Source organism: Pseudomonas donghuensis (assembly GCF_000696345.2).
Taxonomy (GTDB): Bacteria; Pseudomonadota; Gammaproteobacteria; order Pseudomonadales; family Pseudomonadaceae; genus Aquipseudomonas; species Aquipseudomonas donghuensis.
Genome location: NZ_CP071706.1, coordinates 5603219 through 5629273 on the forward strand (window position 1 = coordinate 5603219; position 26055 = coordinate 5629273).

The following is a 26055-nucleotide window of genomic DNA, read 5'->3' on the forward strand; positions in this document are numbered from 1 at the left end:
CCTGGCGAAAAAATCACCACGATTTTTTTCTGCGACCGATCAATTGCCCGGGGTTTTGCTCTCACTCACCAGCGGCAGCACTTCGGCGCCACGCCAGCGTCGTACCGACTTCTGGAAGAACTGGCTGTTGGGCACCTGCACCAGCGCGCCACCCGTTTCCGGCAGCTCGATCAGGGTGGTGAACAACAGGTTGATCGCCACCACACGGCCCTTCACGCCCGGCTTGTCGATAGTTTCGACCAACTCGACCACATCACCGATGCGAAACGGTCCGACGGTAAAGATCAGTACCGCGCAGAGCAGGTTCGACAGCACGCTCCACATGGCAAAGAAGGCCACCGCCGCCACGGCGACGAAACCGGACAAGGCGGTCCACAGCACTGTGGCAGAAACACCCAGGCGCTCGAGCACGAAGATCAGCGCGCTGCCCATGATCAGCCAGCGCAAGCCACCACGCAGCGGCATCAGCAACTCGGGTGGCAACGGGTAGCGCTCGCCCAGGCGCTTGAGGCAGCGCGCAACCACGCGCTGCAGGATGAAGGCCGCCGAGAGGATCAGCAGGATCTGCAAACCCAGCCAGAACGGTGCGATCCATTCCACCGGCAATGGCCATTGCAAGGATTCCATCAGGACATCGCCTCCAACTCCGCCTGCATGCTCTCGAGCGTCTCCAGGGCGACCATCCAGGCTTCTTCCAGCTCCCCTTCACGGACCTTGAGCTTGGCCTGCTGGGCCAGCAAGTCACGCAATTCGTCCTTGCGCGCCGCCTCATAAAGGGCACTGTCACCCAGGCTGGCATCGACCTTGGCCAGTTGCTCATGCACGCTGCCCAACTCGCGTTCAAGCTTGTCGGCTTCGCGCTTGTGCGGTGCCAACTGCTGGCGCAGGGCTGCCGCCGCCTGGCGCTGGGCCTTCTTGTCGGTCTTGTCGGCATTGACCGGGGCGCTGCTGACCGGTGCGTTGCGCTGACGGTACTCGACCAGCCAGCGGGTGTAATCATCCAGATCGCCGTCGAAGGTTTCGACTTTGCCGTCGGCTACCAGGAGGAAATCATCGGTGGTGCTCTTGAGCAGGTGCCGGTCGTGGGAGACCACCAGCACCGCACCGCTGAACTCCTGCAGGGCCATGGTCAGCGCCAGGCGCATTTCCAGGTCCAGGTGGTTGGTCGGTTCGTCGAGCAGCAACAGGTTCGGCCGCTCCCAGGCAATCAGGGCCAGGGCCAGACGGGCTTTTTCGCCACCGGAGAAATTCACCACCGGCTCGTCGATGCGCCCGCCACGGAAGTCGAAACCACCGAGGAAGTCACGCAGGGTCTGCTCGCGCTCGGTCGGTGCCAGGCGTTGCAGGTGCAGCAACGGGCTGGCCTTGTTGTCCAGCGAGTCGAGCTGGTGCTGGGCGAAGTAGCCCACCGACAGGTTCTCGCCGCGCACCAGGCGCCCGCTCAGCGGCTCCAGTTCACCGGCGAGGTTCTTGATCAGGGTCGACTTGCCGGCACCATTGGGGCCAAGCAGGCCGATCCGCGCACCGGGGGTGAGCTGCAGCTTGACCTTCTCGAGGATGGTCTTGTCGCCATAGCCCAAACGGCCGTCGGACAGATCGAGCAGCGGGCTGGAGATTTTCTCCGACTCGCGGAAGACGAAGTCGAACGGTGAATCGACATGGGCCGCCGACAGCTCTTCCATGCGCTCCAGGGCCTTGATCCGGCTCTGCGCCTGACGGGCCTTGGTGGCCTGGGCCTTGAACCGGGCGATGTATTTTTCCATGTGCGCGCGCTGGGCCTGCTGCTTCTCATAGGCCTGTTGCTGCTGCGCCAGGCGCTCGGCGCGAGTGCGCTCGAAGGCGGTGTAGCCGCCGCGGTAGAGGGTCAGCTTGCACTGCTCGACGTGGGCGACATGATCGACCACCGCGTCGAGAAAGTCACGGTCGTGGGAAATCAGCAGCAGCGTGCCCGGGTAGCCCTTGAGCCAGTCTTCCAGCCAGAGAATGGCGTCCAGATCCAGGTGGTTGGTCGGCTCGTCGAGCAACAGCAGGTCGGACGGGCACATCAGTGCCTGGGCCAGGTTAAGGCGCATCCGCCAGCCACCGGAGAAGTCGCCTACCCGGCGGTCCATCTGCTCGTTGGTAAAGCCCAGGCCCGCCAGCAACTTGCGCGCCCGAGCGTCGGCGGTATAACCGTCGGCGCTGTCGAGTTCGATGTGCAGGCGTGCCAGTGCGGTGCCGTCGTGGGCGGCTTCGGCAGCGGCCAGGTCGGCCTGGACCTTGCGCAAGCGGGCATCACCGTCGAGCACATAATCAACCGCCAGGCGCTCAAGGGTGTCGACCTCCTGGCGCATGTGCGCAATGCGCCAGTCCGCCGGCAGCTGACAGTCGCCGGAGTCGGGCGTCAACTCGCCACGCAGCAAGGCAAACAGGCTGGATTTACCGGCACCGTTGGCACCGATGAGGCCGGCTTTCTGACCGGCGTGCAGGGTCATCTCGGCGCCTTCTAGCAGGCGCTGCGGACCACGCTGTAAAGTGAGGTTCGATAGTCTGATCATAATGGCCGCGGAGTCTACCAGCTTCGTCGGCAACTGGCGCGAGTGGGACCATGCACACCGACCTGTGGAATTTTGCCCTGCAACTTTACGCCCGACCAGGCGTGGAGGCTGCCTGCCTGCAATGGCAGGACCTGGGTGGCGACGTCTGCCTGCTGCTGTGCGGCATGTGGCTCAGTGCGCGCGGCATAGCCCCGAACGAACAGCGGGCACGACAGCTCGCTGAATTGGCCGATGCCTGGCAAACCGATGTAGTGAAACCGTTACGCACGCTGCGCCAGGCCTGGCGCGACAAGGCTTCCCAAGACGCGCAATTGGCGGGTCTGCGTGAGCAGGTCAAAGGCTTGGAGTTAGCGGCTGAACGCGTCCTGCTGGAGCGTCTCGAGGGTATTTGCAAGGACTGGGCAGCGACGCCCGAAACGGGATTGGACTGGATAAGCTGGCTGGCACCCAAAGGCGCCGGTGCGCATCACGACGCGCTGCACGCGCTGCGCGTCGTGATGCTGACGACTCAGGACGCCGAAGACGGGGTCTGAGTAGCCGGTGCTGCCGAAGCTGCTGGTGCAGGCGACGGGGCAGCGGCTGGTGCTGCCGGTGCTGCTGGAGTCGCAGGCTTGGCGGCGGCTGGCTGCGCTGGTTTGGCAGCGGCTGGCTTGGCTGCAGGTTTTGCAGCAGGTTTGGCCGGCGCTTTCGCAGCAGCAGGCTTGGCCGGTGGCTTGGCAGCGGGTTTTGCCGCGGCAGGTTTGGCCGCTGGTTTGGCTGGCGCTTTCGCTGCTGCCGGTTTGGCCGCAGGCTTGGCTGCAGGTTTTGCCGCTGCAGTTTTAGCGGCTGGTTTGGCAGGTGCTTTGGCAGCAGGCTTGGCCACAGGCTTGGCGGCAGCAGGTTTGGCGGCAGCGGTACGGGCGGGTGCTTTGGCAGCTGGTTTGGCGGCAGCTTTAACCGCAGGCTTGGCCACAGGTTTAGCGGCAGCTTTAGCAGCGGGCTTGGCCGCTGGCTTGGCAGCAGGTTTGCTCGCTGCTTTGGCCGGCGCCTTGGCCGCTGGTTTGGCGGCGGGCTTGGCCGCAGCGGCGGCGGCAGGTTTGGCCGAACGCAGGGTCAGCGCCTTGGCGGCAGCTTCCTTGACCTTGCCAACGCCCTGGGCCAGCTTCAGGCTTTCCTGGGCATCACGCTTGAGTTGCAGGATGTAGGTGCGCGTTTGCGATTGACGGTCTTTCAACTCGTCGAGCAACTTTTCCAGTTCGCCCACAGCCGACTTGGCCTTGTTCTGTGCCTTGGCTTTGCCAGCCTTGGCCGCGTCCTGCAGTTTCAGCCGGGACTTGTGCAGTTTTTCCTGCGCCTTGCCCCGTTGTTTTTCCAACTTGGCGAGCAGTTTTTCAGCATCAGCCAGCGCTTGCGAGCAGGCATTTTCCAAATGATCGAGCAGGCTGCCCGAGAGTTGCTGGAGCAGGTGCAACGGCGTACTTACTGGCTTCTTATTGGCCGACATGGTTTACCTCCTGGCTGACGAGATTGCGGCTCATACTATGCTTCTGCTGCTACCGCCGCTAGGGCATGTTGACAGTATTAAATGCGCCGCGTTGCATGCCTGGGCAAAGTTGTTATCGCTGCAGCTGGAAACAAGTGTAGATGCTGCACAAAGTGTTGCTGATATTTACACGAAGTGACGAGCGAAGGCTGGCATACTTTATTTCCTCTGAAGCAGGAGCGAGCCTGTGCCGCGCTATCTAATCCTTACCCTGTTGCTATTGCCGACCTCGTTAATTGCAGCGCCTGAAACTAAACCTGCCAGCGACCATGACCTGGCGTACAGCCTGGGCGCCAGCCTGGGTGAGCGCCTGCGTACGGAAGTGCCCGACCTGCAACTCGACGCCTTGATTGAAGGGTTGCGCCAGGCTTATCAGAACAAGCCATTGGCACTGAGCAAAGAGCGCATGACGACAATACTCGGCGAACATGATGCCCAGGCCAACGACGCTGCGGTTCAAGCACAGACCGAGCAATTGCTGACAGCGGAAAAACGGTTCTTGGCCACTGAACGGGCTAAAGCCGGAGTGCGCGAACTGGCCGAAGGCATACTCGTCAGCGAGTTGCAGGCCGGGACAGGAAGCAAGCCAAAAGCGGGTGGCAAAGTCCAGGTTCGCTATGTTGGCAAGTTGCCGGATGGCACAGTGTTCGATCAAAACCAGCAAGCGCAATGGTTCAATCTGGACAGTGTGATCGAGGGATGGCAAGTCGCATTGCCGCAGATGGCGACAGGATCTAAGTGGCGACTGGTGATCCCTTCGGCGCAGGCTTACGGCGCCGAAGGCGCGGGCGACCTGATTGCGCCCTATACGCCACTGGTGTTCGAAATCGAGTTGCTCGGGGTTGCCGACTGAGGGTCGGCAGCACCGTCAGGCCTGGACCGCGCCTTCTTCGCTGTGCGCGGTGTGCAGCACTTCGATCAGGCAGTCTTCGAGCTCGAAACGCTCGTGCAACAAGCTGCCGAGCTTGCCTAGCTTTTCCGCGAAACGTTCAGGGTCGTTACAGTTGCCCTTGTCGCAATGATCGTTGAACGCCGAAGCGATTTCGGTGATGGCGTCGATGCGAGGGCTGATCTGCTTGGCCAGCTCCAGCCCGCGAGTGTCGCCAAACGCCTTGGCTTCGCTGACCAGTTGCTCGCTCACTTCAAAATGCCAGGCTGACACGTAGTCGATCAGCACCGCACAGAAGTCCCGGCTCTTGTCCTTGTCGGCAAAGGCCGGCTTGGCATCACGCAGCTCGCGGAAAGCCTTCACCAGCTCTGCACGCTCGTCCAACCAGCGGTCAATGAGCTTATGAACCCCACCCCAGCGTTCCTGAGCATTCTGACAACTATCTAGCATGGCGATCTCTTCCCTTCTGGGTAATGCCCCTGCCCCCGCGCCGCAAATGTGCAGAGCAAAGGTGAAGTCAGCAGAGCGGCATCGAGCAGCTGTGTTTTCGGTATGCGTGCAGGGAGATTATTCCCGTGCGCCCTTGCCTTCAAGGTACGCAGACGACAATGTTCATACAAGCGTTTAATCCGACCATTCTTTGCCGTCGGTCGCTTGCACCGTTAAAAAACCGCCTCAGCTTTTACCTGCCCGACTGAACAGCGGGCAGCCGCGACCGAGCAGGCGAACGATCGGCAAAGTCGCCAGCAACACGAAGGACAACAGGCTCCACTCGGGCAGGGTAAGGTCCAGGAAGCTCCAGTTGATTGGCACGCAGTCAGCACTGCCGATCACCATCACCTTGATCACCTGGACCATGGGCATGCTCTCGATCACGTAATCGAAAGCCGGCTGGCACTCGATGCTCGACAACGCCGGATTGCCCTGCAGCCAGACATGCCGGGCCGCCAGCAATGCCCCGCCTGTCGCACAGAACAGCGCCAGGGCGGCATAGACGCGGGTGCCGAGACGCCCCGGCGAATGCACCAACGCACACAGGCAGACCAAGGCAAAAGCCCCCAAAAACAAGCGCTGGCTGTAGCACAACGGGCATGGTACCAGGCCCAAGCCGAACTCCAGATAGAAAGCGGCCGCCTGGACCAGCACCGATGCCAGCAACGCCGGAAAGAACAATGTACGCAAGCGGGCCAACAGCATGGCGAGTCCAGAAGCGGGATAGACAGGCGATAACGGTAGAGGAAAGGCGCGGCTTGTATCAAGGCAAGACAGTCGGGACAAGTCGCTGATCGACAAGGGAAGCATCCCGAGTGCCGCAAGAAAAATGCTTAGCAATTTGCAGGAAAATTTACCAGCAAGGCGCAGAAAGATGACTCAAGCCCATGAGCGCGCGATTTGCGGTGCGCCCATGGGTACATCAAGCTCGAACAGCCTCAGGCAGTGGCAACGCCAGCAACCGCTGATCAAGCATACCCAGGCCTTCCTGGAATAGCTGATTGCTGCGTTCGGCATCACCCAAGCTGGCCAACAACCGGGCAAGTTCGGCACAGGCTTCGGGATTGCGCTGCACCCGCAGGCTGCTTTCCAGATAATCCCGCGCTTTGCCCCAAAGGCGATTCTGCAGGCTTAGCCGGCCCAGGGTCAGGAGCAGACTGGGATCGTCGGGATGTTCCTTGAGCCAGCCTTCTGCGGTTTGCAGCTGCCGTGCCAGGTCGCCACCGCGCACCAGCCCATAAAGCCGAGCCAGATGGCTTTCGTACTGGCGCTTGAGCGCCGTGCGCAGGGCCTGTTCGGCTTCGCTCTCTGCACCCAGCTGGCGCAGTTGCTCGGCATAGGCCAGCACCAACTGCGGCTCCTGGCGCTGCGCAGCGGTAAGCTGCTGCCAGGCGCGCTCAAGGGATTGACGAGCTGTCTGTTCATCGCCTTCACGGCTGGCGGCCAGGCTCAGGTTCTCACCCCAGGCTCGGCGCTCCAACTCGGCCAGTTCACTCACCGGCAGCACCTTGTCCTTGCGTAGCTCCGGCAGCAGGCGAATCAGCGCCGACCAGTCGCCACGCTCGCGATACAGGCGCTGCAACAGGCGCAGTACCTGAACGTTATGCGGATGGCGCTCTTGCATGGCCTGCAGGGTAATCAGGGCCGCATCGCTGTCACCACGGTCCATCTGCAACTGGGCGTGACTCAGGGCGATGGCCAGCTCCGCCTCGGGCTGACGCTCCAGGGCGCGCTCGAGCAAGTTGTCGCTGTCTTCGGTTCGGCCCAGTTCGTTGGCTGCACGCGCGGCACCGAGGTAATACAGCAAGGGTTGACGCTCGGCTTCGGCAGCCCGGTGCAGGTGACGCTGGGCACTGGCCCAGCGGCCCTCGGCGAGGTCCAGTTGGCCCTGCTCGATGGCCAGTTGGGTGCGACGGCTGCGATTACGCCGCGACCAAGGGTTGACCACCCCGCCGGATGTCAGCACCAGGCCGACCAGGTAGCGCACCAGCAGCACGGCCAGGATGATCGCGGTCAGGGCCGCCAGCGCTGCCCACAGGCCCGATTGATAGCGAAAGCTGCCGTAGGCGATCTGCACATAGCCGCTGTGCTTGGCAATCGCGATCCCGAGCCCGGCAGCAACGATAATCGCCACCACCGCCAGCAGGTAAACGCGCCTCATGGCTTGGCCTCCTCGACCGGCAAGTGCCGGCGCTCCAGGTAGGCCTGAACGGCACTGATACTGTCCGCCAGGTCCGGCACCACCACCGCGACCGGCTGTTCAGCCAGCGCGTTGAGGCTATCGAGCATGGCCTTGCTCTGTGGGTTGTCGGCGTTGAAGTTGGCCAGCAGCACACTGCGGGCGTCATCCAGGGCCTGGGTGTACACCTTGGCTTCGCCATTGAGTGCGGCCCACTGGGCTTGCTCGATGGTCAGGCTCAGGGCCAGGCGCAACTGGTTGAGCGACTGCCCCGCCAGCAATGGCCGGATGTTTTCGTCGGCGTCAAATTCGATCTGGAAGTACTTGGACAGCTCCGCCCACCATTGTGACCAGCGACTGGCGCCATCGCCATCGGCGGTCAGGGCACCCAGCGCATTGGCATCACTGTTGAATTCCGGTGTCTGGGCACTGAGCTGCAGCACTTGCTCACGCTGGGCCGCGAGCTTCAGGAACAAGCCGGTGCGATCGGGCTGCTGGACGCTGTTGAGCGTAGCCAGGCTCTTGGCCAGTTGCTCACGGGCGGCAAAGGAGCCCGGGTCGCTCTGTTCACGGAGGATGTCATCAGCGCCCTTGACCAGTTCACGCGCGCTGACGATGTCCTGCAAGGCGGACAAGCGCAGGCTGGCCAGGCGCAGCAGATGCTCGGCTTCGGCCAGGCGCCAGTCCTTGCGGCTGGCGCCAAGGATGGTCTCCAGGCGCTGGCTCAAGCGTTGCTGGTCACCCTGCAGTTGAGCGACCAGACGCCGACGGTCTTCCAGTTCGGATGCGGGCGGCAGAACGGCCAACTGCGCAGAAAGTTGCTGTTCACGCTGCTGCAGGGCCTGGGTTTGCTCGCTCAGGGACTGCAGGTTCTGTGCCTGGCCCTGCTCGGCGCTCTGGAGCTGGCGAACCTGCCATACGCCCCACCCGCCAACTGCGACACCTGCCGCGCCCAGCAGCAAGGCCAGGATTGCCAGACCATTGCCGGACCGCTTGGCCGGTTCGACGGGGGTTTGTGCAGGAGCCTCTGGGGCCTTCAGTTCATCGTTGGGCAAGACAGTTTCGCTCACGTATCCATCCTTTGCATTACGGCACGTCGCCAATCAGCTTAGCGCCTTAGGGGGCTGGTGCAGGAGTTTCCTGCAATGTTGCCAGCAAAGCCGCGGCGCTTGCACCACGGCAATCCACTACATTCTGTGCGCCACTGGCGCGGGCGAGTTCCGCTACCCGCGGGCTGGGCACGAACAACGGTAGTTGCACCAACTGCGGCCAGTCTGCACCTGCCAGCTCGCGCAAGTGTTCAAAACCCTGCCCACTGCTGACCACCAGGCCATTCAGGCGTTCCCCGGCAATACGCCGGGCCAGGGTGGCCTCAGGGTAATGCGGCAGGTAGCGGCGATACAACTCAAGGTAATCGACACGGGCACCCAATGCGGCCAAGCGCTCAGCGAGCAATTCACGCCCCCCCTCGCCGCGGATGATCAACACCCGTGGCTGTGAGCGCCTGATCGCTTCGCTCAACGCCGGCAGCTGCAGCAATGCTTCGCTGTCGTCGCCTTGGGCTGGATAACTGACATTGAGGCCATGGTCGTCAAGAATCTGCGCAGTGGCTGCGCCGACGGTAAACCAGGCCTGCGCGGGGGGCTGCGGCCAGTGCACATTCAGCTGTTCTATAGCCAAGCGCGCAGCTGGCTTGCTGACGACAATCACCGCGCAGTACTGATCGAGCGTTTGCACCTGGCCAAGCTGCGCTGGCGTCAGCGCCAGCGGCTCGATTTCCAGCAACGGCAGGCTGCTGCTGAACACCCCCTGTTCGGCAAGCGTCTGGGCCAGCGCCGTGCATTCTTCTGCCGGCCGGGTCAGCAGCAGGCGCCAGCGGCTCACGGATGCCCGGCCTCGCCGTAGACCGCCTTGAGAATTTCTTCGGCACCTTGCCCGAGCAGGTCTTCGGCGACCTTGATGCCAAGCGCTTCGGCATCCTTGCGCGGCGCGCGGGCCTGGGCGGTGAGCAACTTGCCACCGGCGGGCTCGCCCACCAGCCCGCGCAACCAGAGCTGATCGCCTTCCAGCACCGCATAACAGGCAATCGGTACTTGGCAGCCACCGTTGAGGTGCTTGTTCAGGGCGCGCTCGGCAGTAACCCGGTCAGCGGTGTCGACGTGATGCAACGGAGCCAGCAGCGCATGGATTTCGCTGTCGGCGCTGCGGCACTCGATGCCCACTGCGCCCTGGCCGCCTGCGGGCAGGCTGTCGTCAACGCTGATACTGGAGGTGATGCGATCTTCAAACCCCAGACGGATCAGGCCGGCGGCGGCGAGGATGATGGCGTCGTACTCGCCGGCATCGAGCTTGGCCAGGCGGGTGTTGACGTTGCCACGCAAGAAGCGGATTTCGAGGTCGGGGCGACGGCTCAGCAACTGGGCCTGGCGGCGCAGGCTGGAGGTACCGACGATACTGCCGGCCGGCAGCGCCTCGAGGCTGTCAAAGGTGTTGGAAACAAAGGCATCGCGCGGATCTTCGCGTTCACAGATGCAGAACAGGCCCAGGCCTGCCGGGAAGTCCATCGGCACGTCTTTCATCGAATGCACGGCGATGTCGGCCTGGTTCTCCAGCAGCGCGGTTTCCAGTTCCTTGACGAACAGGCCCTTGCCGCCGATTTTCGACAGCGGCGAGTCGAGCAACTTGTCGCCACGGCTGACCATCGGCACCAGGGTCACGACCAGGCCAGGATGGGCCTGCTCCAGACGGGCTTTGACATATTCGGCCTGCCACAGGGCCAGGGCACTTTTGCGGGTGGCAATGCGGATTTCGCGAGTGGACATGGAACGATCCGTACGAGATAGATTCGCCCGATGATAACAGCTCAGTCCAGACCGCTAGCAGATCTAAATCATGCTAGGTGCCGACCATCCCTGGCCCTCGACTGCTCGATAGTCCTCGCCCTTACAGTTGCTGCATCATCTTGCGTACACCGGCCACATGCCGGCGGCTGACGATCAGGGCATCGCCATTGAGGCCCTTGAGAAACAGCTGGAAATGCCCAAGCGGCGTGCGTTGCAAGCGCTCGATGCGGTTACGGGCGACCAGCGCGTTACGGTGAATACGGACAAAACGCTCGCCGAACTCGTCTTCCAGAGCCTTGAGTGGCTCGTCGAGCAGCACTTCGCCAGATTCGTGCCGCAGGGTCACGTATTTATGATCGGCGATGAAATAGATCACCTGGTCGAGGGGGATCAATTCAATGCCTTTGCGCGTGCGGGCACTGATATGGCTGCGCGGCCCGCTGCCACTCTCGGCCGCCGGCCGGGTCAGCGCCGCCAACTGCACGCGGTTGGGGCGTTCGGCCCTTTTCAAGGCGTCACGCAGGCTATCGGGCTGCACCGGCTTGAGCACATAGCCCAAGGTGCTGTCCTTGAACGATTCGACGGTGAACTCATGGTCACCGGTACAAAACACCACTGCAGGCGGTGCTTCGCGCTCGCACAGCCGCGCAGCGACCTGCAGGCCATCGAGCCCCGGCATGCGGATGTCGAGCAGGACGACCTCGGGCTTGAGGCTGTCAATCAGGGCCAGAGCCTCTTCGCCATTGGTGGCGCTGGGCTCCAGCACAGTATAGCCCTCCAGTTCGCCGAGCAGTCGGCTCAGGCGTTCCCGGGCTTGGGGTTCGTCATCAACGATCAGGACATTCATATTGCGCTGGATTCCTGCGTGAGTCTCGCACAAGGATAGCGTAGACAGGTGAGGTGACGACCGTCACGGCGATCCACGCTCAGACTCGCACGATGGCTAAAGATTCACTGGCCCGGCAGGAAACATGCCGAGCCTCTGTCCAACTGTAGACGGTTGCCGCAACACTGCCGTTCAATCGATAAATATCCTGTTGCAAGCGCGCTGTCGCGGGCCTGTGCTGCGACATAAACCCGCATTTACGCCGACCGCCGCACTCCGGCAGGGCCGCCAATCCTGCTATGATCGGCAGCACTTTTTCCGTTCACGCCTTCAACGAGTGAATCCATGAGCACCGACAAGACCAATCAGTCCTGGGGCGGCCGCTTCAGTGAGCCCGTCGACGCCTTCGTCGCCCGCTTCACCGCCTCCGTCAATTTCGACCAGCGCCTGTACCGCCACGACATCATGGGTTCGATCGCCCACGCCACCATGCTGGCGAAGGTCGGCGTCCTCACCGACGCCGAGCGCGACACCATCATCGACGGCCTGAAGACCATCCAGGGCGACATCGAGGCCGGCAACTTCGACTGGCGCGTCGACCTTGAAGACGTGCACATGAACATCGAGGCACGCCTGACCGACCGCATCGGCATCACCGGTAAAAAGCTGCACACCGGCCGCAGCCGCAACGATCAGGTCGCAACCGATATCCGCCTGTGGCTGCGTGACGAAATCGACCTGATCCTGGCCGAGATCACCCGCCTGCAGCAGGGCCTGCTGGAGCAGGCCGAGCGCGAAGCCGAAACCGTCATGCCCGGCTTCACCCACCTGCAGACCGCCCAGCCGGTGACCTTCGGCCACCACTTGCTGGCCTGGTTCGAAATGCTCAGCCGCGACTACGAGCGCCTGGTCGACTGCCGCAAGCGCACCAACCGCATGCCCCTGGGCAGCGCCGCACTGGCCGGCACCACCTACCCGATCGACCGCGAACTGACCTGCCAGCTGCTGGGCTTCGAAGCAGTAGCCGGCAACTCGCTCGACGGTGTCTCTGATCGTGACTTCGCCATTGAATTCTGCGCGGCCGCCAGCGTGGCGATGATGCACCTGTCGCGCTTCTCCGAAGAGTTGGTGCTGTGGACCAGCGCCCAGTTCCAGTTCATCGACCTGCCTGATCGCTTCTGCACCGGCAGTTCGATCATGCCGCAGAAAAAGAACCCGGACGTGCCGGAGCTGGTGCGCGGCAAGACCGGCCGCGTGTTCGGCGCCCTCACCGGCCTGCTGACCCTGATGAAAGGCCAGCCACTGGCCTACAACAAGGACAACCAGGAAGACAAGGAGCCGCTGTTCGACGCCGCCGACACCCTGCGCGACTCGCTGCGCGCCTTTGCCGACATGATCCCGGCGATCAAGCCGCGTCACGCCATCATGCGTGAAGCAGCCCTGCGCGGCTTCAGCACCGCCACCGACCTGGCCGACTACCTGGTACGCCGTGGCCTGCCGTTCCGTGATTGCCATGAAATCGTCGGCCATGCGGTGAAGTACGGTGTCGATACCGGCAAGGACCTGGCGGAAATGAGCCTGGACGAGCTGCGCCAGTTCAGCGACCAGATCGAACAGGACGTGTTCGCCGTCCTGACCCTCGAAGGGTCAGTCAACGCCCGTGACCACATCGGCGGTACTGCGCCTGCGCAAGTACGCGCTGCCGTAGCCCGCGGCAAGGCGCTGCTCGCCGCGCGCTAAGCCCTGTCGCGTGCTGCTGCCCGGCCAGTTCTGACTGGGTGGCAGCACTTGGCCTTCAAGGCTTGCTTGAGCGCACCATCTCCAGGAAAGCAGGCATCTGCGCTTCCTTGTCGGCGGCAATTTTCTGCACGTTCGGGTTGTGCTTGAAACGCTCCAACAGCTCACGCGCTTGCGGGAAGTCTTCCAGCACGTCGATGGCGAAGACCTTCTTGCCCACGGCATAGGCCAGGTCGACGCTAAAGCAGAACAGCATGTCGGCGAGGGTCAGGCTGTCGCCGGCCACAAATGGGCTGAACTTGCCATTGCGCTTGAGGGTGGCGATACCGGCCAGCAATTCGGCCTTGGCCTTGGCCTTGATGGCGTCATCGACCCGTGCGCCGAAAAATGCTTCGGGGTAGCAGGCGCGGGCAGGCAGCTCGATGTACAGCTCGATCTCCTTGGCCAGCTCGTGCACCTTGGCCTGGGCAAAAACCCCTTCAGGCAATAGCGCCTTGCCCGGCTGGGTCCGCTCGATGTAGTCGAGGATCAGGTTGGTTTCGCTGATAAAGCCCTCTTCGGTCTCCAGCACCGGCACCTTGCCGCGCGGGCTGAGCTTCAGCGCTTCGGGGCTCTGGCCGCCGAAAAACAGCACTTCTTCAAACGGCACGCCCTTTTCCAGCAGCGCCAGTTTGGCCATGTTGTAGTAGTTGCTGACCGAAAATCCATGAAGCTTGAGCATGAAACAGCCTCCAGGCCGTAAAGGGGTTGGCCGGGTTGTTATAGACCCAAGTGCCGGGTACTGACCAGCATCATGGAGTCTGTCGATAGCAAGGCATCGGTGCCCGGCTCGTGGCAAACTGGGCACCCCAAAAGAGGAAAGCGCCCATGAGCGAACCAACCGATATCGACAACGACGAAGAAGAGTTCGCCGAGTCGACCCTGATCGAAGCGATCGAGAACCAGATCGAAAGCGACAACCCGCCGGCGGCCAAAGCCACGTTCAACAAGTTGACCCTGGTGGGTTACGAGCGTGAAGATATCCTCAACCTCATGGCCCATGTGCTGGCCTACGAGATTGACGCGATGCTCGAAGACGACCGCGCGTTCAACACCGAATGGTACGAAACCGCCTTGCGCGCCCTGCCCGAGCTGCCGCCGGAAAAGGTCTGAAGCAAAGCAGGATTTCCCTGACTACACTGCAAAACCAGGCACCGGCGACGGTGCTGCCCTCCTTGTCTGGAAGTCGGAGTCTCTATGTCGTTTACCCCCGAACTGATTGCCGAGCTGGAAGTCCTTGCCTTGTTCAACCTGGATAGCAGCCAGGAAGGTATCAAGGTTCATAACACTGCCTCCAAGGAGGTAATCGCTGCAGCGCGTCGTCTGTACGAGAAAAAGCTCACTGACCAGCCCGATGGCGGTTACCTGACCAGCCTTGGTCACGATGCTGCCGAGAACGTGCAGGTGTTGCTGAACATTCTGAATGTCGGCGAACCTGCCTGATCGGGACTGCCTTGCAGTCCATCGCCGGCAACGCCGGCTCCCACAGTGGGGGCTGGCCTTGCTATCGGTCGCCTCCACACCATCGCTAATAAAATGGCGTCAAAATTAAAATAGCTTAAACTCGCCATTGCTCCCTAGACGGCCGGTTTCAGCTCGCCATGAACCACCCCCACGAAATTCGCCCCGACCTCGATCAGGGCATTGACCGCAAGGTGCTCAGCCAGCTGCGCCAACGTTTTCTGACGCTCAACCAGGGGCGCCTGGGGCGGGCCATGGACGGGCTGTCGAGCCGGCAACAGCAGGTGCTGACCCTGCTGCCGCTGTTCTTGCACGTCAATCACCCGCTGCTGCCCGGTTATGTATCCGGCAACACACCGGCGGGCGTCGCCAACTTCGAGCCTGATGCCCCACTGCTGGCCGAAGCCCAGCGCCTGACCCGCTCGTTCTCGTACAAGGCCCGGCGCGGCAACCCGCCCCAGCCGATTCACGGGCTGTACCTGATGGGCAGCCTGGGCACCCTGGCCCAGGCCGAGCAAAGCGACATGGACGTCTGGGTCTGCCACGCCGCCGACCTCAGCGAAAGCGAGCTGGCGGAGCTGCGCAAGAAGTGCCTGTTGCTGGAAATCTGGGCGGCCAGCCAGGGCGCCGAGGCCCACCTGTTCTTGATCGAGCCGCAGAGCTTCGTCCAGGGCGAACGTGACGGCCAGCTCAGTTCCGACGACTGCGGCACCACTCAGCATTACCTGCTGCTCGACGAGTTCTACCGCACCGCCATCTGGCTCGCCGGGCGCACGCCCTTGTGGTGGCTGGTACCGGTCTACGAAGAAACACGCTACCGGCAATACATCGAGACCCTGCTGTGCAAACGCTTCGTGCGTGCCGAAGACAACCTCGACCTCGGCCACCTGGCGCACATCCCGCCAGGCGAGTTCGTCGGCGCCGGGCTCTGGCAGCTGTTCAAGGGCATCGAATCGCCCTACAAGTCGGTGCTCAAGCTGCTGCTGACCGAGGTCTATGCCAGTGAACACCCACAGGTGCAGTGCCTGAGCCTGCAGTTCAAGCAGGCGGTGTTCAGCAATCACCTCGACCTCGACGAGCTCGACCCCTACATGATGGTCTACCGGCGCATCGAGCAGTACCTGCAAGGCCGGGGCGAACGTGAGCGGCTGGAGCTGGTGCGGCGCAGCCTGTACCTGAAGGTCAACAAGAAGCTCAGCGGCCTGGCCCGCTCGCGCAGCACCAGTTGGCAGCGCGAGCTGCTGCAACGGCTGAGCCGGGAATGGGGCTGGGACGAGCGTCAACTGACGCTGCTCGACAGCCGCAGCCAGTGGAAAGTCCGCCAGGTGGCGCTCGAGCGCCGCGAGCTGGTGGCCGAGCTGAACTACAGCTACCGCTTCCTCTGCCAGTTTGCCCGCAGCCAGAACGCCATCAGCCGCATCGACCAGCGCGACCTCAGCGTGCTCGGCCGGCGCCTGTATGCCGCTTTCGAACGGCGCGCCGGCAAGGTCGAGTTCATCAACCCGGGAATCGCCCCGGACTTGGCCGAAGATACCCTGACCCTGGTCCAGTCACCCAACCGCAAGGAGCCCGGGCAACACCACTGGGGCCTGTACAACGGCAACCTGGGCGTACACGAGTGGGAGCATTTTGCTCCGATCAAGCGTTGCCGCGAGCTGCTTGAGCTACTGACCTGGGCCCACCGCAACGGCGTGATCGACAGCAGCACGCGCCTGGCCCTGCACCCGGGCAGCAGCGACCTGAGCGAGTACGAGCTGTTCAACCTGCTCGGCAGCCTGCAACAGAGCGTCGCCCTGCCGTTGTCGCTGGTCAGCGAACAGCGCCTGCTGCAGCCCAGTGTGGCCGACGAGATCCTGCTGTTGGTCAACGTCGGCGTCGACCCGCTGCAACACCACCGCGACCTGAACATCCTGATGACCACCGAACGCACCGACTCGCTGAGCTATGCCGGGGTGCGCGAAAACCTGGTGCTGACCCTCGACCAGGTCACGCTCAACAGCTGGAACGAAGTGCAGGTGCACCGCTACGACGGCGGACATGCGCTGTTGCGCTGCCTGCGTGATTACCTCAATGGTCTGGGCAGCGAGCACATCCCTCGGCTGCGGGTGCGCTGCTTCTGCCACAACCGTGCCCAGGCCATTGCCCTGCGGGTCGAAGACGTATTCGCCACCACCCAGGGGCTGCTGGCGCAGAACCTCAACCATCGCTACCTGTTGCAGGTTGAGCAGCACACCCATGTGCTGGAGCTGCACCCTGGCGCCGTGAACCTGGTGACCCTCGACGATCAGGACGCAGTACTGCGCTACCTCGGCGAAGAACGCAGCGATTACAGCCCCCTGCACCTGGACGCCAACGCCCTGCAGGAGCTGGACCTGGCGCAGGTACTACCCTTGGGCCAACCACAATGCATCCAGCTGTTCTATCGGGTGCAAGAGGCCTTCGCCGATGTCTACGTGCTCGATGAGCACAATGCCCTGTGGCAGCAACGCCTGCCGTTCCACGATGAAAACAGCCTGTTGCTGCCCCTGCAGCGCTTTTTGCAATCGATCGTGTTTCGCCGCGAAGCACGGCTGCCCCTGGACAGCCTGCAGGCCCAAGGCTCACTGGATATTCTTTATTACCAATTGTTGCCGTCAGGCCCTGGCAAGGTCCGCCAGGTGGAAGCGCGCCAGGTCGAGGTCAAGGCCATCGACCGGCCGTACTACGAAGTGCAGGCAATTTTACAAGCCGGCGCCAGCGACGACGTACAAGTGACGCTGTACTGCAATCAGCGGGAGTTTTCCCAGCTCGAGCATGGCGACCAACTGTATGCGGTGGTCGCCCGCGAGATCATCGATCAGCGCCGCGAGGCCGAGCGCTACCGCTGCTATATCACCGACCTGGACCTGTCGGGCCTGCTGGCCGACGGCCTTGGCTCAAGCATCCTCTACCTGCGCTACAAGGGTGAACTGGAGCGGGCGCTCAACGAGGCCCTGGCGCAGGCTTGAGGCTCAGAGGTCGAAGTCGCCCGCCGCTTCTGGCTGGTACTCGACTGCCAGCAGCTCGAGCTTGAGGGTCTTGCCACCCGGCGCCGGCCAGTCGATCTTCTCGCCCACCGACAGGCCCAGCAGTGCACTGCCGATCGGTGCGAGGATGGAGATCTTGCCTTCGTCAGCGTTGGCGTCCTTGGGATAGACCAGGGTCAGGTGGTAGTCCTTGCCGCTGGCTTCTTCGCGGCAATGAACCCGGGAGTTCATGGTCACGACACCGGCCGGAACTTCCTCGTGACCGACCTGTTCGGCGCGGTCCAGCTCGTCCTGCAAGGCGAGCACACCCGGCGACTCCTGCGTCTTCTCATCGAGGCTTTCGATAAGACGCTCGAGACGCTGTACGTCCAATCGGGTGACGATAATGGAAGGCTTGGTGCTCATGATCCGGTCAGACTCCTTTTTCTGGGCGATATAAAGCAAAACCCCGCCCAAGGGCGGGGTTTGCAGGAATTCGGCACAGCCGAAACAGGTTCGACACTACCACAGCCAAGTAAATACACAATACCCGCAGGGTCTATGCCGACCCGGCCAGCTGTCGACGCGCCAGCGCCTCGCGGCAGATCTGCCGGCGCTGCTCATCGTCGGCCGCACGCCACTGGCGAATGTCCTCGACATGGCGAAAGCAGCCGATGCAGACCTTGTGCTCATCCAGCCGGCAGGTGCTGATGCACGGCGACGGCACTGCCGGGCTGACATTGCTGTAGAGCGGCTTGGCCGGCTTGGGCGCGCTGCTCATCAGATTTCGTCGAAATCGAGCTTTTCACCGACCCGCTCCCAGACGATGCGCTCAAGCATCTCACCGAGCAGCTCTTCGGTCTTTTCGCAGGTCCACTTGCCGCTCGACTCATCGTAGTCGAAGTGGAAACCACCGGATTTGTCCGCCAGCCACAGCTGGCGCAGCGGCTCCTGGCGGCTGAAGATCAGCTGGCTGCCGTTGTCGAACTTGATGGTCAGGACCCCTGCCGAGTTCTCCATGTCCAGATCCAGGTCCGTCTCGTCGAACAGGTCTTCCAGCGCCTGTTGGGTCGCGTCGACCAGATCGTGAAAACGCGCTTCGGTCAAACTCATTGCAAGAACCTCAAAAATGTCTGCACACACGCAAGCCGGGCAAGATACGAGCGCGGCGCGCCGAATGCAAAGGATACCGACCTGCGCCAGGCAGCGCAGCCACCACCCCGCCCGACGGCGGGCTGCCTGCATAGGCAAGGGGCCGGGCGCTCGGTATACTCGGGCGCAATACTGCTTATTACAAAGGATTACGCCATGAAGCGCCTGATCTCCACCCTCGCGGCGCTCGTCGCGGTTGCCTGCCTCGTCTCCGCCTGCGGCCAGAAGGGCCCACTGTACCTGCCAGACGACAGCAAAGACGGTCAAAAGTCGCAATCGCACAAGCACCAGTAAGGGTAACCCATGGACGCTTTCAACTACCGCGACGGTGAACTGTTCGCGGAAGGCGTGGCCCTGTCGGCCATCGCCGAACGTTTCGGCACGCCGACCTACGTCTACTCGCGCGCCCACATCGAGGCCCAGTACCGTAGCTACGCCGATGCCCTGGAGGGTGTTTCGCACCTGGTGTGCTTCGCCGTCAAGGCCAACTCCAACCTCGGCGTGCTGAACCTGCTGGCCCGCCTGGGTGCAGGTTTCGACATCGTTTCCGGCGGTGAGCTGGAGCGTGTCCTGGCCGCTGGCGGGCGGGCCGATCGCGTGGTGTTCTCCGGCGTCGGCAAGACCCGTGAAGACATGCGCCGCGCCCTGGAAGTCGGCGTGCACTGCTTCAACGTCGAATCCACCGACGAGCTCGAGCGCCTGCAGGTCGTGGCTGCCGAAATGGGCGTACGCGCGCCGGTTTCGTTGCGGGTCAACCCGGACGTCGATGCCGGCACCCACCCGTACATCTCCACGGGCCTGAAAGAAAACAAGTTCGGTATCGCCATCGCCGATGCCGAAGAGGTGTACATCCGCGCCGCGCAGCTGCCAAACCTGGAAGTGGTCGGCGTCGACTGCCATATCGGCTCGCAGCTGACCACCCTGGAACCCTTCCTCGATGCCCTCGACCGCCTGCTGGCGCTGATCGACCGCCTCGGCGACTGCGGCATCCTCCTGCGCCACCTGGACCTGGGTGGCGGCGTCGGCGTGCGCTATCGCGACGAAGAGCCGCCACTGGCCGGCGACTACATCAAGGCCATCCGCGAACGCGTCGGTGATCGCGACCTGGCCCTGGTGTTCGAGCCGGGCCGCTACATCGTCGCCAACGCCGGCGTGCTGCTGACCCAGGTCGAGTACCTCAAGCACACCGAGCACAAGGATTTCGCCATCGTCGATGCGGCGATGAACGACCTGATCCGCCCAGCCCTGTACCAGGCCTGGATGAACGTCACCGCGGTGCAGCCGCGTGCCGGTGAAGGCCGTACCTACGACATCGTCGGGCCGATCTGCGAAACCGGCGACTTCCTCGCCAAAGAGCGCGAACTGAACCTGGCCGAAGGCGATTTGCTGGCGGTGCACTCGGCGGGCGCCTATGGTTTTGTCATGAGCTCGAACTACAACACCCGTGGTCGTTGTGCCGAAGTGCTGGTCGATGGTGACCAGGCCTTCGAAGTGCGTCGTCGCGAAACCGTGGCCGAGTTGTTCGCCGGCGAAAGCCTGCTGCCGGAGTAACCCCATGCTGCTGCGTTTTACCAAGATGCATGGGCTGGGCAACGACTTCATGGTCCTCGACCTGGTCAGCCAGCATGCGCACATTTTGCCCAAGCACGCCAAGCAATGGGGCGACCGCCACACCGGCATCGGCTTCGACCAACTGCTGATCGTCGAGGCGCCAAGCAATCCGGAAGTGGATTTCCGCTACCGGATCTTCAACGCCGACGGCTCCGAGGTCGAACAGTGCGGCAACGGTGCGCGCTGCTTTGCGCGCTTCGTGCTGGACAAGCGCCTGACCGCGAAAAAACGCATCCGCGTCGAAACCAAGGGCGGCATCATCGAGCTGGACGTGCGCAACGACGGGCAGATCAGCGTCGACATGGGCCCGCCGCGGCTGGTGCCGGCCGAGATCCCGTTCGAGGCGCCGGCCCAGGCCCTGAGCTACCCGCTCGAGGTCGCCGGGCGCAACGTGGAACTCTTCGCCGCATCGATGGGCAACCCCCATGCGGTACTGCGGGTCGACGACATCAACGCCGCACCGGTGCACGAACTGGGCCCGCAGATCGAACATCACCCGCGCTTCCCGCAGCGGGTCAATGTCGGCTTCATCCAGGTCATCGACCGCCACCGCGCGCAACTGCGGGTGTGGGAACGTGGCGCTGGCGAAACCCAGGCCTGCGGAACCGGCGCCTGCGCCGCAGCCGTGGCGGCGATCAGCCAGGGCTGGATGGACTCACCGCTGTTGATCGACCTGCCGGGTGGGCGCCTGTCCATCGAATGGGCAGGCCCGGGCACACCGGTGCTGATGACCGGCCCCGCCGTACGCGTGTTTGAAGGACAGGTTCGTCTATGAGTGAGTACCAGCCATGACCGATCAGCCCCAGGCTCCCGCCGAACAGCCCTGCGACCTTAGTGCCGAGGGCTCGACGCCCACCCTCGGGGCTGAGGCCGTGGTTGCCTACCTGCGCGACAACCCGACGTTCTTTGCCGAGCACGACGAGCTGCTCAGCGAGCTGCACATCCCCCATCAGCGTGGCGATAGCGTGTCGCTGGTCGAGCGCCAGCTCAAGCTGCTGCGCGACCGCAATATCGAGATGCGTCACCGCCTTTCGCAACTGATGGACGTGGCCCGCGACAACGACCGGCTGTTCGACAAGACCCGCCGGCTGATCCTCGACCTGCTCGATGCCGACAGCCTGGAAAACGTGGTCATGGCCGTCGAAGACAGCCTGCGCCAGGAGTTCAAGGTGCCCTTCGTCAGCCTGATCCTGTTCGGCGAAACCGCCGCGCCGGTCGGTCGCTGGGTCAACAGCGCCGACGCCCAGCAAGCCATTGGCGGCCTGTTGTGTGCCGGTAAGACGGTCAGCGGTAACCTGCGCGATCATGAGCTGGACTTCCTGTTCGGCGAAGAGCAGCGCAAGGAAGTCGGCTCCAGCGCCGTCGCCACCCTCAATCATCAGGGCCTGCATGGCGTACTGGCGATCGGTAGCCGCGACCCGCAGCATTACAAGAGCACGGTCGGCACCCTGTTCCTCAGCTACATCGCCGAAGTGCTCGGCCGAGTAGTACCGCGCCATACCCAGACCCTGCGTCCGGTGCGCTAGTGGAGCGCCAGCTGGAGGCCTTCTGCGCGCACTTGCGCAACGAGCGCCAGGTGTCCGAACACACCCAGCTGGCCTACCGACGCGACCTGGAGAGTGTCCTGGCGTTCTGCGCCAAGAGCGGCATCGACAGCTGGAACGCGCTACAGATCCAGCATCTGCGCCAACTGATCGCCCGCCAGCATCACCAGGGCCAGTCTTCACGCAGCCTTGCCCGCCTGCTTTCGGCAGTGCGTGGTTTCTACCGCTACCTCAACCGCGAAGGCCATTGCAGCCACGATCCGGCCAACGGCCTATCGGCGCCCAAGGGCGAGCGGCGCCTGCCCAAGACCCTCGACACCGACCGAGCCCTGCAACTGCTGGAAGGCGCGGTCGAAGATGAATTTCTCGCCCGCCGCGACCAGGCCATGCTCGAGCTGTTCTACTCCTCCGGCCTGCGCCTGTCGGAGCTGACCAGCCTCAATCTCGACCAGCTCGACCTGCCAGACGGCCTGGTACAGGTGCATGGCAAGGGCAGCAAGACCCGCGTGCTGCCGGTCGGCCGCAAGGCCCGCGAGGCACTGGAGCAATGGCTGCCCCTGCGCGCCGGCAGCGGCCCGCAGGACGGCGCGGTGTTCGTCAGCCAGCAGGGCCGGCGCCTCGGCCCACGGGCCATTCAGCTGCGAGTACAGGCCGCTGGCGCCCGCGAGCTGGGCCAGAACCTGCACCCGCACATGTTGCGACACTCCTTCGCCAGCCATCTGCTGGAATCGTCCCAGGACCTGCGCGCCGTACAAGAGATGCTCGGCCATGCCGACATCGCCACCACGCAGATCTACACTCACCTGGACTTCCAGCACCTGGCCGCCGTGTATGACAGCGCCCACCCCCGGGCCAAACGCAGTAAGGGCAGTGACTCATGAGCATCAAGCTGATCACCTTCGACCTCGACGACACCCTGTGGGACACCGCGCCGGTGATCGTCAGCGCCGAGGCCATCCTGCGCGACTGGCTGGCCGCCAATGCGCCGGACCTTGGCGCAGTACCCGTGGAGCACCTGTACGCCATCCGTGAGCGCCTGGTGCAGGCTGAGCCTGGGCTCAAGCACCGCATCAGCGCCTTGCGCCGGCGCGTGCTGTTCCGCGCCCTGGAAGAGGTCGGCTACAGCGAGAACAAGGCCCGTGAGCTGGCCAACGAAGGCTTCGAGGTGTTCCTCCACGCCCGCCACCAGATCGACATCTTCCCCGAAGTGCAGCCGGTGCTGGAGATCCTGCGTCACAGCTACACGCTGGGCGTGGTCACCAACGGCAACGCCGATGTGCGCCGCCTGGGCCTGGCCGATTACTTCAAGTTTGCCCTGTGCGCCGAAGACCTAGGGATAGGCAAGCCCGACCCGCAACCCTTCCTCGAGGCCCTGCGCCAGGGCGAAGTCGACGCTGATGCGGCGGTACACATCGGCGATCACCCCGGCGATGACATTGCCGGGGCCCAGCGCGCCGGCCTGCGGGCGATCTGGTTCAACCCCCAGGGCAAGGCCTGGGCAGCCGAGAACCGCCCTGATGCGGAAATCCAGCGGCTGTCGCAGTTGCCGGAACTGCTCAACAGCTGGCGCTGAACAGCAGACACAAAAAAGCCCGCAGCGACGGCGGGCTTTCTTGCTGACGGAACCACTCAGATAGGGCGGCTACCGTACTTGTTGTCCGGCTTCTTGGGCGGATCGGCGACCACGTTGGCCTCCACTTCCTGCACCTTGCCACCACGGGAAAGGAACTCTTCCATGGCCTTGGCCAGGGCATCACGCTCCTTCTGCTTGGCTTCCATGCTCGGCATCTCGTCGACCGAGACCGCCGCCGACTTCTTGCCTTTGGCTACGGGAGCCGGGCTGTCGTCGCCGCTGTCGTCAGCCACATCATCGGCTGCCGCTTCCAGACCGTCATCAGTTTCGTCTTCGTCGCCTACTTCGAGGTCGTCATTTTCCAGATCGTCGTCGCTCATGTTCTACCTCATGACTTGCGAAAAGCAGATTAGTTATAGACCAGCAACGTCGAAAATCGACAGCTGCCAGAAAAAATTCAATGTCCGCGGACTGGCCGCAGACCGTGGTTGCGCCACAACGAATGGCGAGAACCGGGCAAACCCCACGTCACGGGCGAGGTCTGTACAAATAAAGAGCGGGCGCGTTAACGCGCCGACATACCCTGGCGTGATCGACTCGCTTATTGGCAAGCCTAGCAAAGGGTATGGAAGTTTGCGGACAGCTCGTCAGCACCCTTCGGCGCGCATTCTAGCGTGCTCAGAGAAAAAGCAAAGTGCCTAAATTTCACTGAACGCTGTAAGTTTTCTACCCACGCCACATGCAGCCATCAAAGCTCGGCAAGAAACCGTTTGCGCTTGAACGAACGGGCAAAATCCGGGCAAAAAAATGCCCGGCAAGCCGGGCAAGATTTTTTCGAGGACGTTACAGGTTGTAGCCGCGCTCGTTGTGTTGCGCCAGGTCGAGACCGACCGACTCTTCTTCTTCGTTGACCCGCAGGCCCATGACCAGATCCAGCACCTTGAGAATCACGTACGTGACGATCGCGGTGTAGATCACGGTAAAGCCGACGCCCTTGGCCTGAATCCAGACTTGCGCGCCGATGTCTTCGACGGTGCCGAAGCCGCCCAGTGCCGGGGCTGCGAACACGCCGGTGAGGATTGCACCGACGATACCGCCGATGCCGTGCACGCCGAAGGCGTCCAGCGAGTCGTCATAGCCGAGCTTGCGCTTGAGGCTGGTGGCGCAGAAGTAGCAGATCACGCCCGCCACCAGGCCGATCACCAGGGCGCCCATCGGCCCGACGGTGCCGGCAGCCGGGGTGATGGCCACAAGACCGGCTACCACGCCCGAGGCGATGCCCAGTGCGCTGGGCTTACCGTGGGTCAGCCACTCGGCGAACATCCAGCCCAGTGCCGCTGCCGCGGTAGCGATCTGGGTGACCAGCATGGCCATGCCGGCGGTGCCGTTGGCGGCGGCGGCGGAGCCTGCGTTGAAGCCGAACCAGCCGATCCACAGCATGGCTGCGCCCATCAGCGTGTAACCGAGGTTGTGCGGGGCCATCGGCGTGGTCGGGAAGCCCTTGCGCTTGCCTAGCACCAGGCAGGCCACCAGGCCGGCGATACCGGCGTTGATGTGCACCACGGTGCCGCCGGCAAAGTCGAGCACGCCCCAGTCCCACATCAGGCCGCCGTTACCGCTCCAGACCATGTGGGCGATCGGCGCATAGACCAGGGTGAACCAGATGGCCATGAAGATCAGCATAGCCGAGAACTTCATGCGCTCGGCAAAGGCTCCGACGATCAGCGCCGGGGTGATGATCGCGAAGGTCATCTGGAAGGTGATGAATACCGCTTCAGGGAACAGCGCCGCCGAAGAGGTCAGGCTCGCCGGAGTCACGCCGGCAAGGAACGCCTTGGACAGACCGCCAACGAAGGAATTGAAATTGACTACGCCTTGCTCCATACCCGTGGTATCGAACGCCAGGCTATAGCCGTAAACCACCCACAGAACGCTGATCAGGCCGGTGATCGCAAAGCACTGCATCATCACCGACAGCACGTTCTTGGAACGCACCATACCGCCGTAGAACAGGGCCAGACCAGGGATGGTCATGAACAGCACCAGGGCTGTGGCGGTCAACATCCAGGCGGTGTCGCCGGAGTTGAGCACGGGGGCTGCCTCCTCTGCCATGGCCAGGCCGGGCATTACGAGGGACAAAAGGGCTCCTAGCCCTGCGAACTGACGCAGAGTCATATTGTTATCTCCTGGGGCGTTGGGGTTTGGTGAGGCTTTTTTGTTAGATCGCGTCGGTATCGGTTTCGCCGGTACGGATGCGAATCGCCTGCTCCAGATTGACCACGAAAATCTTGCCGTCACCGATCTTGCCGGTGTTGGCCGCCTTGGTGATCGCCTCGATGACCCGGTCCAGATCCTTGTCGTCGATAGCAACGTCGATCTTCACCTTGGGCAGGAAATCGACCACATATTCAGCGCCGCGATACAGCTCGGTGTGACCTTTCTGCCGGCCGAAACCTTTGACTTCAGTGACAGTGATGCCCTGCACGCCGATTTCGGACAACGACTCGCGCACGTCGTCCAACTTGAACGGCTTGATGATGGCAGTGACTAGCTTCATGAAACTCTCTCCCGAATTGGTGGACTTGCCCCAGGAAAACAAACCCGACTCAAGTCTAAGCGCAGTGCCTGGCTTTGTAACGCGTCGTCATGGTGACTGCATCAGTGCA

29 protein-coding genes and 1 pseudogene are annotated in these 26055 nt (G+C 62.9%); 12 read left to right on the forward strand and 18 right to left on the reverse strand.

Features of this window, described 5'->3' with window-relative positions; genetic code table 11:
• Window positions 1-39 precede the first annotated feature (39 nt).
• The gene (locus tag BV82_RS26040; RefSeq protein ID WP_010221144.1) at window positions 40-627 is read right to left on the reverse strand and encodes a mechanosensitive ion channel family protein; all 588 of its coding nucleotides are present in this window, start codon (window positions 625-627) and stop codon (window positions 40-42) included.
• Window positions 627-2537, reverse strand: a complete 1911-nt coding sequence (locus BV82_RS26045) for an ATP-binding cassette domain-containing protein (protein WP_010221143.1) — start codon at window positions 2535-2537, stop codon at window positions 627-629. The genes BV82_RS26040 and BV82_RS26045 overlap by 1 nt, the downstream gene beginning before the upstream one ends.
• Before the next feature lie 50 nt (window positions 2538-2587).
• Here BV82_RS26045 and BV82_RS26050 point away from each other — a divergent pair, with 50 nt between their 5' ends.
• On the forward strand, window positions 2588-3070 hold the full coding sequence (locus tag BV82_RS26050; protein WP_036994884.1) for a TIGR02444 family protein: 483 nt from the start codon (window positions 2588-2590) through the stop codon (window positions 3068-3070).
• On the opposite strand, the gene BV82_RS26055 is transcribed toward BV82_RS26050, so the two are convergent.
• On the reverse strand, window positions 3046-4020 hold the full coding sequence (locus BV82_RS26055) for an AlgP family protein (protein ID WP_036994883.1): 975 nt from the start codon (window positions 4018-4020) through the stop codon (window positions 3046-3048). The genes BV82_RS26050 and BV82_RS26055 overlap by 25 nt on opposite strands.
• 226 nt (window positions 4021-4246) lie before the next feature.
• On the opposite strand from BV82_RS26055, the gene BV82_RS26060 reads away from it, so the two are divergent.
• Window positions 4247-4912 carry an FKBP-type peptidyl-prolyl cis-trans isomerase gene (locus tag BV82_RS26060; RefSeq protein ID WP_010221141.1) on the forward strand — a complete coding sequence of 222 codons (666 nt, stop codon included), beginning with the start codon at window positions 4247-4249 and terminating at the stop codon, window positions 4910-4912.
• A 15-nt stretch (window positions 4913-4927) separates the two neighbouring features.
• On the opposite strand, the gene BV82_RS26065 is transcribed toward BV82_RS26060, so the two are convergent.
• The 8 genes and pseudogenes from BV82_RS26065 to BV82_RS26100 form a co-directional block, all read right to left on the reverse strand.
• On the reverse strand, window positions 4928-5398 hold the full coding sequence (locus BV82_RS26065) for an Rsd/AlgQ family anti-sigma factor (protein ID WP_010221140.1): 471 nt from the start codon (window positions 5396-5398) through the stop codon (window positions 4928-4930).
• A 225-nt stretch (window positions 5399-5623) separates the two neighbouring features.
• Window positions 5624-6145: a disulfide bond formation protein B gene (locus tag BV82_RS26070; RefSeq protein ID WP_010221139.1), complete on the reverse strand. Its 522-nt coding sequence runs from the start codon at window positions 6143-6145 to the stop codon at window positions 5624-5626.
• A 217-nt stretch (window positions 6146-6362) separates the two neighbouring features.
• Entirely contained in the window at window positions 6363-7601 is a 1239-nt protein-coding gene (locus BV82_RS26075) for a heme biosynthesis protein HemY (protein ID WP_010221138.1), read from the reverse strand.
• A complete protein-coding gene (locus BV82_RS26080; RefSeq protein ID WP_010221137.1) occupies window positions 7598-8689 on the reverse strand; it encodes a uroporphyrinogen-III C-methyltransferase in 1092 nt (363 codons plus the stop codon). The genes BV82_RS26075 and BV82_RS26080 overlap by 4 nt, the downstream gene beginning before the upstream one ends.
• 46 nt (window positions 8690-8735) lie before the next feature.
• On the reverse strand, window positions 8736-9503 hold the full coding sequence (locus BV82_RS26085; RefSeq protein WP_010221136.1) for a uroporphyrinogen-III synthase: 768 nt from the start codon (window positions 9501-9503) through the stop codon (window positions 8736-8738).
• Window positions 9500-10441, reverse strand: a complete 942-nt coding sequence (gene hemC, locus BV82_RS26090) for a hydroxymethylbilane synthase (RefSeq protein ID WP_010221135.1) — start codon at window positions 10439-10441, stop codon at window positions 9500-9502. Before hemC ends, BV82_RS26085 begins: the two co-directional genes overlap by 4 nt.
• A 121-nt stretch (window positions 10442-10562) precedes the next feature.
• Window positions 10563-11309, reverse strand: coding sequence for a LytR/AlgR family response regulator transcription factor (locus tag BV82_RS26095; RefSeq protein WP_010221134.1), 747 nt, complete (start codon window positions 11307-11309; stop codon window positions 10563-10565).
• A pseudogene (locus tag BV82_RS26100) lies at window positions 11306-11413 on the reverse strand (sensor histidine kinase); the annotation flags it as partial. The pseudogene BV82_RS26100 and the gene BV82_RS26095, both read right to left, overlap by 4 nt.
• Window positions 11414-11633: 220 nt before the next feature.
• Here BV82_RS26100 and argH point away from each other — a divergent pair.
• Window positions 11634-13028 (forward strand): argininosuccinate lyase, encoded by a 1395-nt coding sequence (argH, locus tag BV82_RS26105; RefSeq protein WP_010221133.1) that lies wholly within the window; start codon window positions 11634-11636, stop codon window positions 13026-13028.
• A gap of 55 nt (window positions 13029-13083) precedes the next feature.
• Here argH and BV82_RS26110 read toward each other — a convergent pair whose 3' ends face one another.
• On the reverse strand, window positions 13084-13746 hold the full coding sequence (locus tag BV82_RS26110) for a glutathione S-transferase family protein (RefSeq protein WP_036994881.1): 663 nt from the start codon (window positions 13744-13746) through the stop codon (window positions 13084-13086).
• A 146-nt stretch (window positions 13747-13892) separates the two neighbouring features.
• Here BV82_RS26110 and BV82_RS26115 point away from each other — a divergent pair, with 146 nt between their 5' ends.
• From BV82_RS26115 to BV82_RS26125, 3 genes are all read left to right on the forward strand, one after another.
• Complete coding sequence (locus BV82_RS26115; RefSeq protein ID WP_010221131.1) at window positions 13893-14177, forward strand: hypothetical protein; 285 nt, start codon at window positions 13893-13895, stop codon at window positions 14175-14177.
• 84 nt (window positions 14178-14261) lie between these two features.
• Window positions 14262-14507 carry a TIGR02647 family protein gene (locus BV82_RS26120; protein WP_010221130.1) on the forward strand — a complete coding sequence of 82 codons (246 nt, stop codon included), beginning with the start codon at window positions 14262-14264 and terminating at the stop codon, window positions 14505-14507.
• A gap of 158 nt (window positions 14508-14665) precedes the next feature.
• On the forward strand, window positions 14666-17512 hold the full coding sequence (locus BV82_RS26125) for a class I adenylate cyclase (RefSeq protein WP_010221129.1): 2847 nt from the start codon (window positions 14666-14668) through the stop codon (window positions 17510-17512).
• A 3-nt stretch (window positions 17513-17515) separates the two neighbouring features.
• Here the strand turns inward: BV82_RS26125 and rnk are convergent, their stop codons facing one another.
• From rnk to cyaY, 3 genes are all read right to left on the reverse strand, one after another.
• Window positions 17516-17935 (reverse strand): nucleoside diphosphate kinase regulator, encoded by a 420-nt coding sequence (gene rnk / locus BV82_RS26130; protein ID WP_010221128.1) that lies wholly within the window; start codon window positions 17933-17935, stop codon window positions 17516-17518.
• Between the two features lie 133 nt (window positions 17936-18068).
• On the reverse strand, window positions 18069-18290 hold the full coding sequence (locus BV82_RS26135; RefSeq protein WP_036994880.1) for a DUF1289 domain-containing protein: 222 nt from the start codon (window positions 18288-18290) through the stop codon (window positions 18069-18071).
• Window positions 18290-18622 (reverse strand): iron donor protein CyaY, encoded by a 333-nt coding sequence (gene cyaY, locus BV82_RS26140; RefSeq protein WP_010221126.1) that lies wholly within the window; start codon window positions 18620-18622, stop codon window positions 18290-18292. Before cyaY ends, BV82_RS26135 begins: the two co-directional genes overlap by 1 nt.
• A gap of 195 nt (window positions 18623-18817) precedes the next feature.
• On the opposite strand from cyaY, the gene lptM reads away from it, so the two are divergent.
• From lptM to BV82_RS26170, 6 genes are read left to right on the forward strand one after another with little or no spacing between them, the layout of a single operon-like run.
• Entirely contained in the window at window positions 18818-18955 is a 138-nt protein-coding gene (lptM, locus tag BV82_RS26145) for an LPS translocon maturation chaperone LptM (protein WP_010221125.1), read from the forward strand.
• Window positions 18956-18964: 9 nt separating this feature from the next.
• Window positions 18965-20212 carry a diaminopimelate decarboxylase gene (gene lysA, locus BV82_RS26150; protein WP_010221124.1) on the forward strand — a complete coding sequence of 416 codons (1248 nt, stop codon included), beginning with the start codon at window positions 18965-18967 and terminating at the stop codon, window positions 20210-20212.
• A gap of 4 nt (window positions 20213-20216) precedes the next feature.
• Complete coding sequence (gene dapF, locus BV82_RS26155) at window positions 20217-21047, forward strand: diaminopimelate epimerase (protein WP_036994877.1); 831 nt, start codon at window positions 20217-20219, stop codon at window positions 21045-21047.
• A gap of 13 nt (window positions 21048-21060) precedes the next feature.
• Window positions 21061-21798: a DUF484 family protein gene (locus tag BV82_RS26160; RefSeq protein WP_010221122.1), complete on the forward strand. Its 738-nt coding sequence runs from the start codon at window positions 21061-21063 to the stop codon at window positions 21796-21798.
• Entirely contained in the window at window positions 21798-22697 is a 900-nt protein-coding gene (xerC, locus tag BV82_RS26165) for a tyrosine recombinase XerC (RefSeq protein ID WP_036994876.1), read from the forward strand. Before BV82_RS26160 ends, xerC begins: the two co-directional genes overlap by 1 nt.
• Window positions 22694-23389 (forward strand): HAD family hydrolase, encoded by a 696-nt coding sequence (locus tag BV82_RS26170; protein WP_036994874.1) that lies wholly within the window; start codon window positions 22694-22696, stop codon window positions 23387-23389. The genes xerC and BV82_RS26170 overlap by 4 nt, the downstream gene beginning before the upstream one ends.
• Window positions 23390-23445: 56 nt before the next feature.
• On the opposite strand, the gene sutA is transcribed toward BV82_RS26170, so the two are convergent.
• The 3 genes from sutA to glnK all read right to left on the reverse strand — a co-directional run bounded on the left by sutA (window position 23446) and on the right by glnK (window position 25946).
• Window positions 23446-23769 carry a transcriptional regulator SutA gene (sutA, locus tag BV82_RS26175; RefSeq protein WP_010221119.1) on the reverse strand — a complete coding sequence of 108 codons (324 nt, stop codon included), beginning with the start codon at window positions 23767-23769 and terminating at the stop codon, window positions 23446-23448.
• A gap of 463 nt (window positions 23770-24232) precedes the next feature.
• The gene (locus BV82_RS26180) at window positions 24233-25564 is read right to left on the reverse strand and encodes an ammonium transporter (RefSeq protein ID WP_036994872.1); all 1332 of its coding nucleotides are present in this window, start codon (window positions 25562-25564) and stop codon (window positions 24233-24235) included.
• Window positions 25565-25607: 43 nt separating this feature from the next.
• A complete protein-coding gene (gene glnK, locus BV82_RS26185; RefSeq protein WP_002555808.1) occupies window positions 25608-25946 on the reverse strand; it encodes a P-II family nitrogen regulator in 339 nt (112 codons plus the stop codon).
• Window positions 25947-26055: the final 109 nt, after the last annotated feature.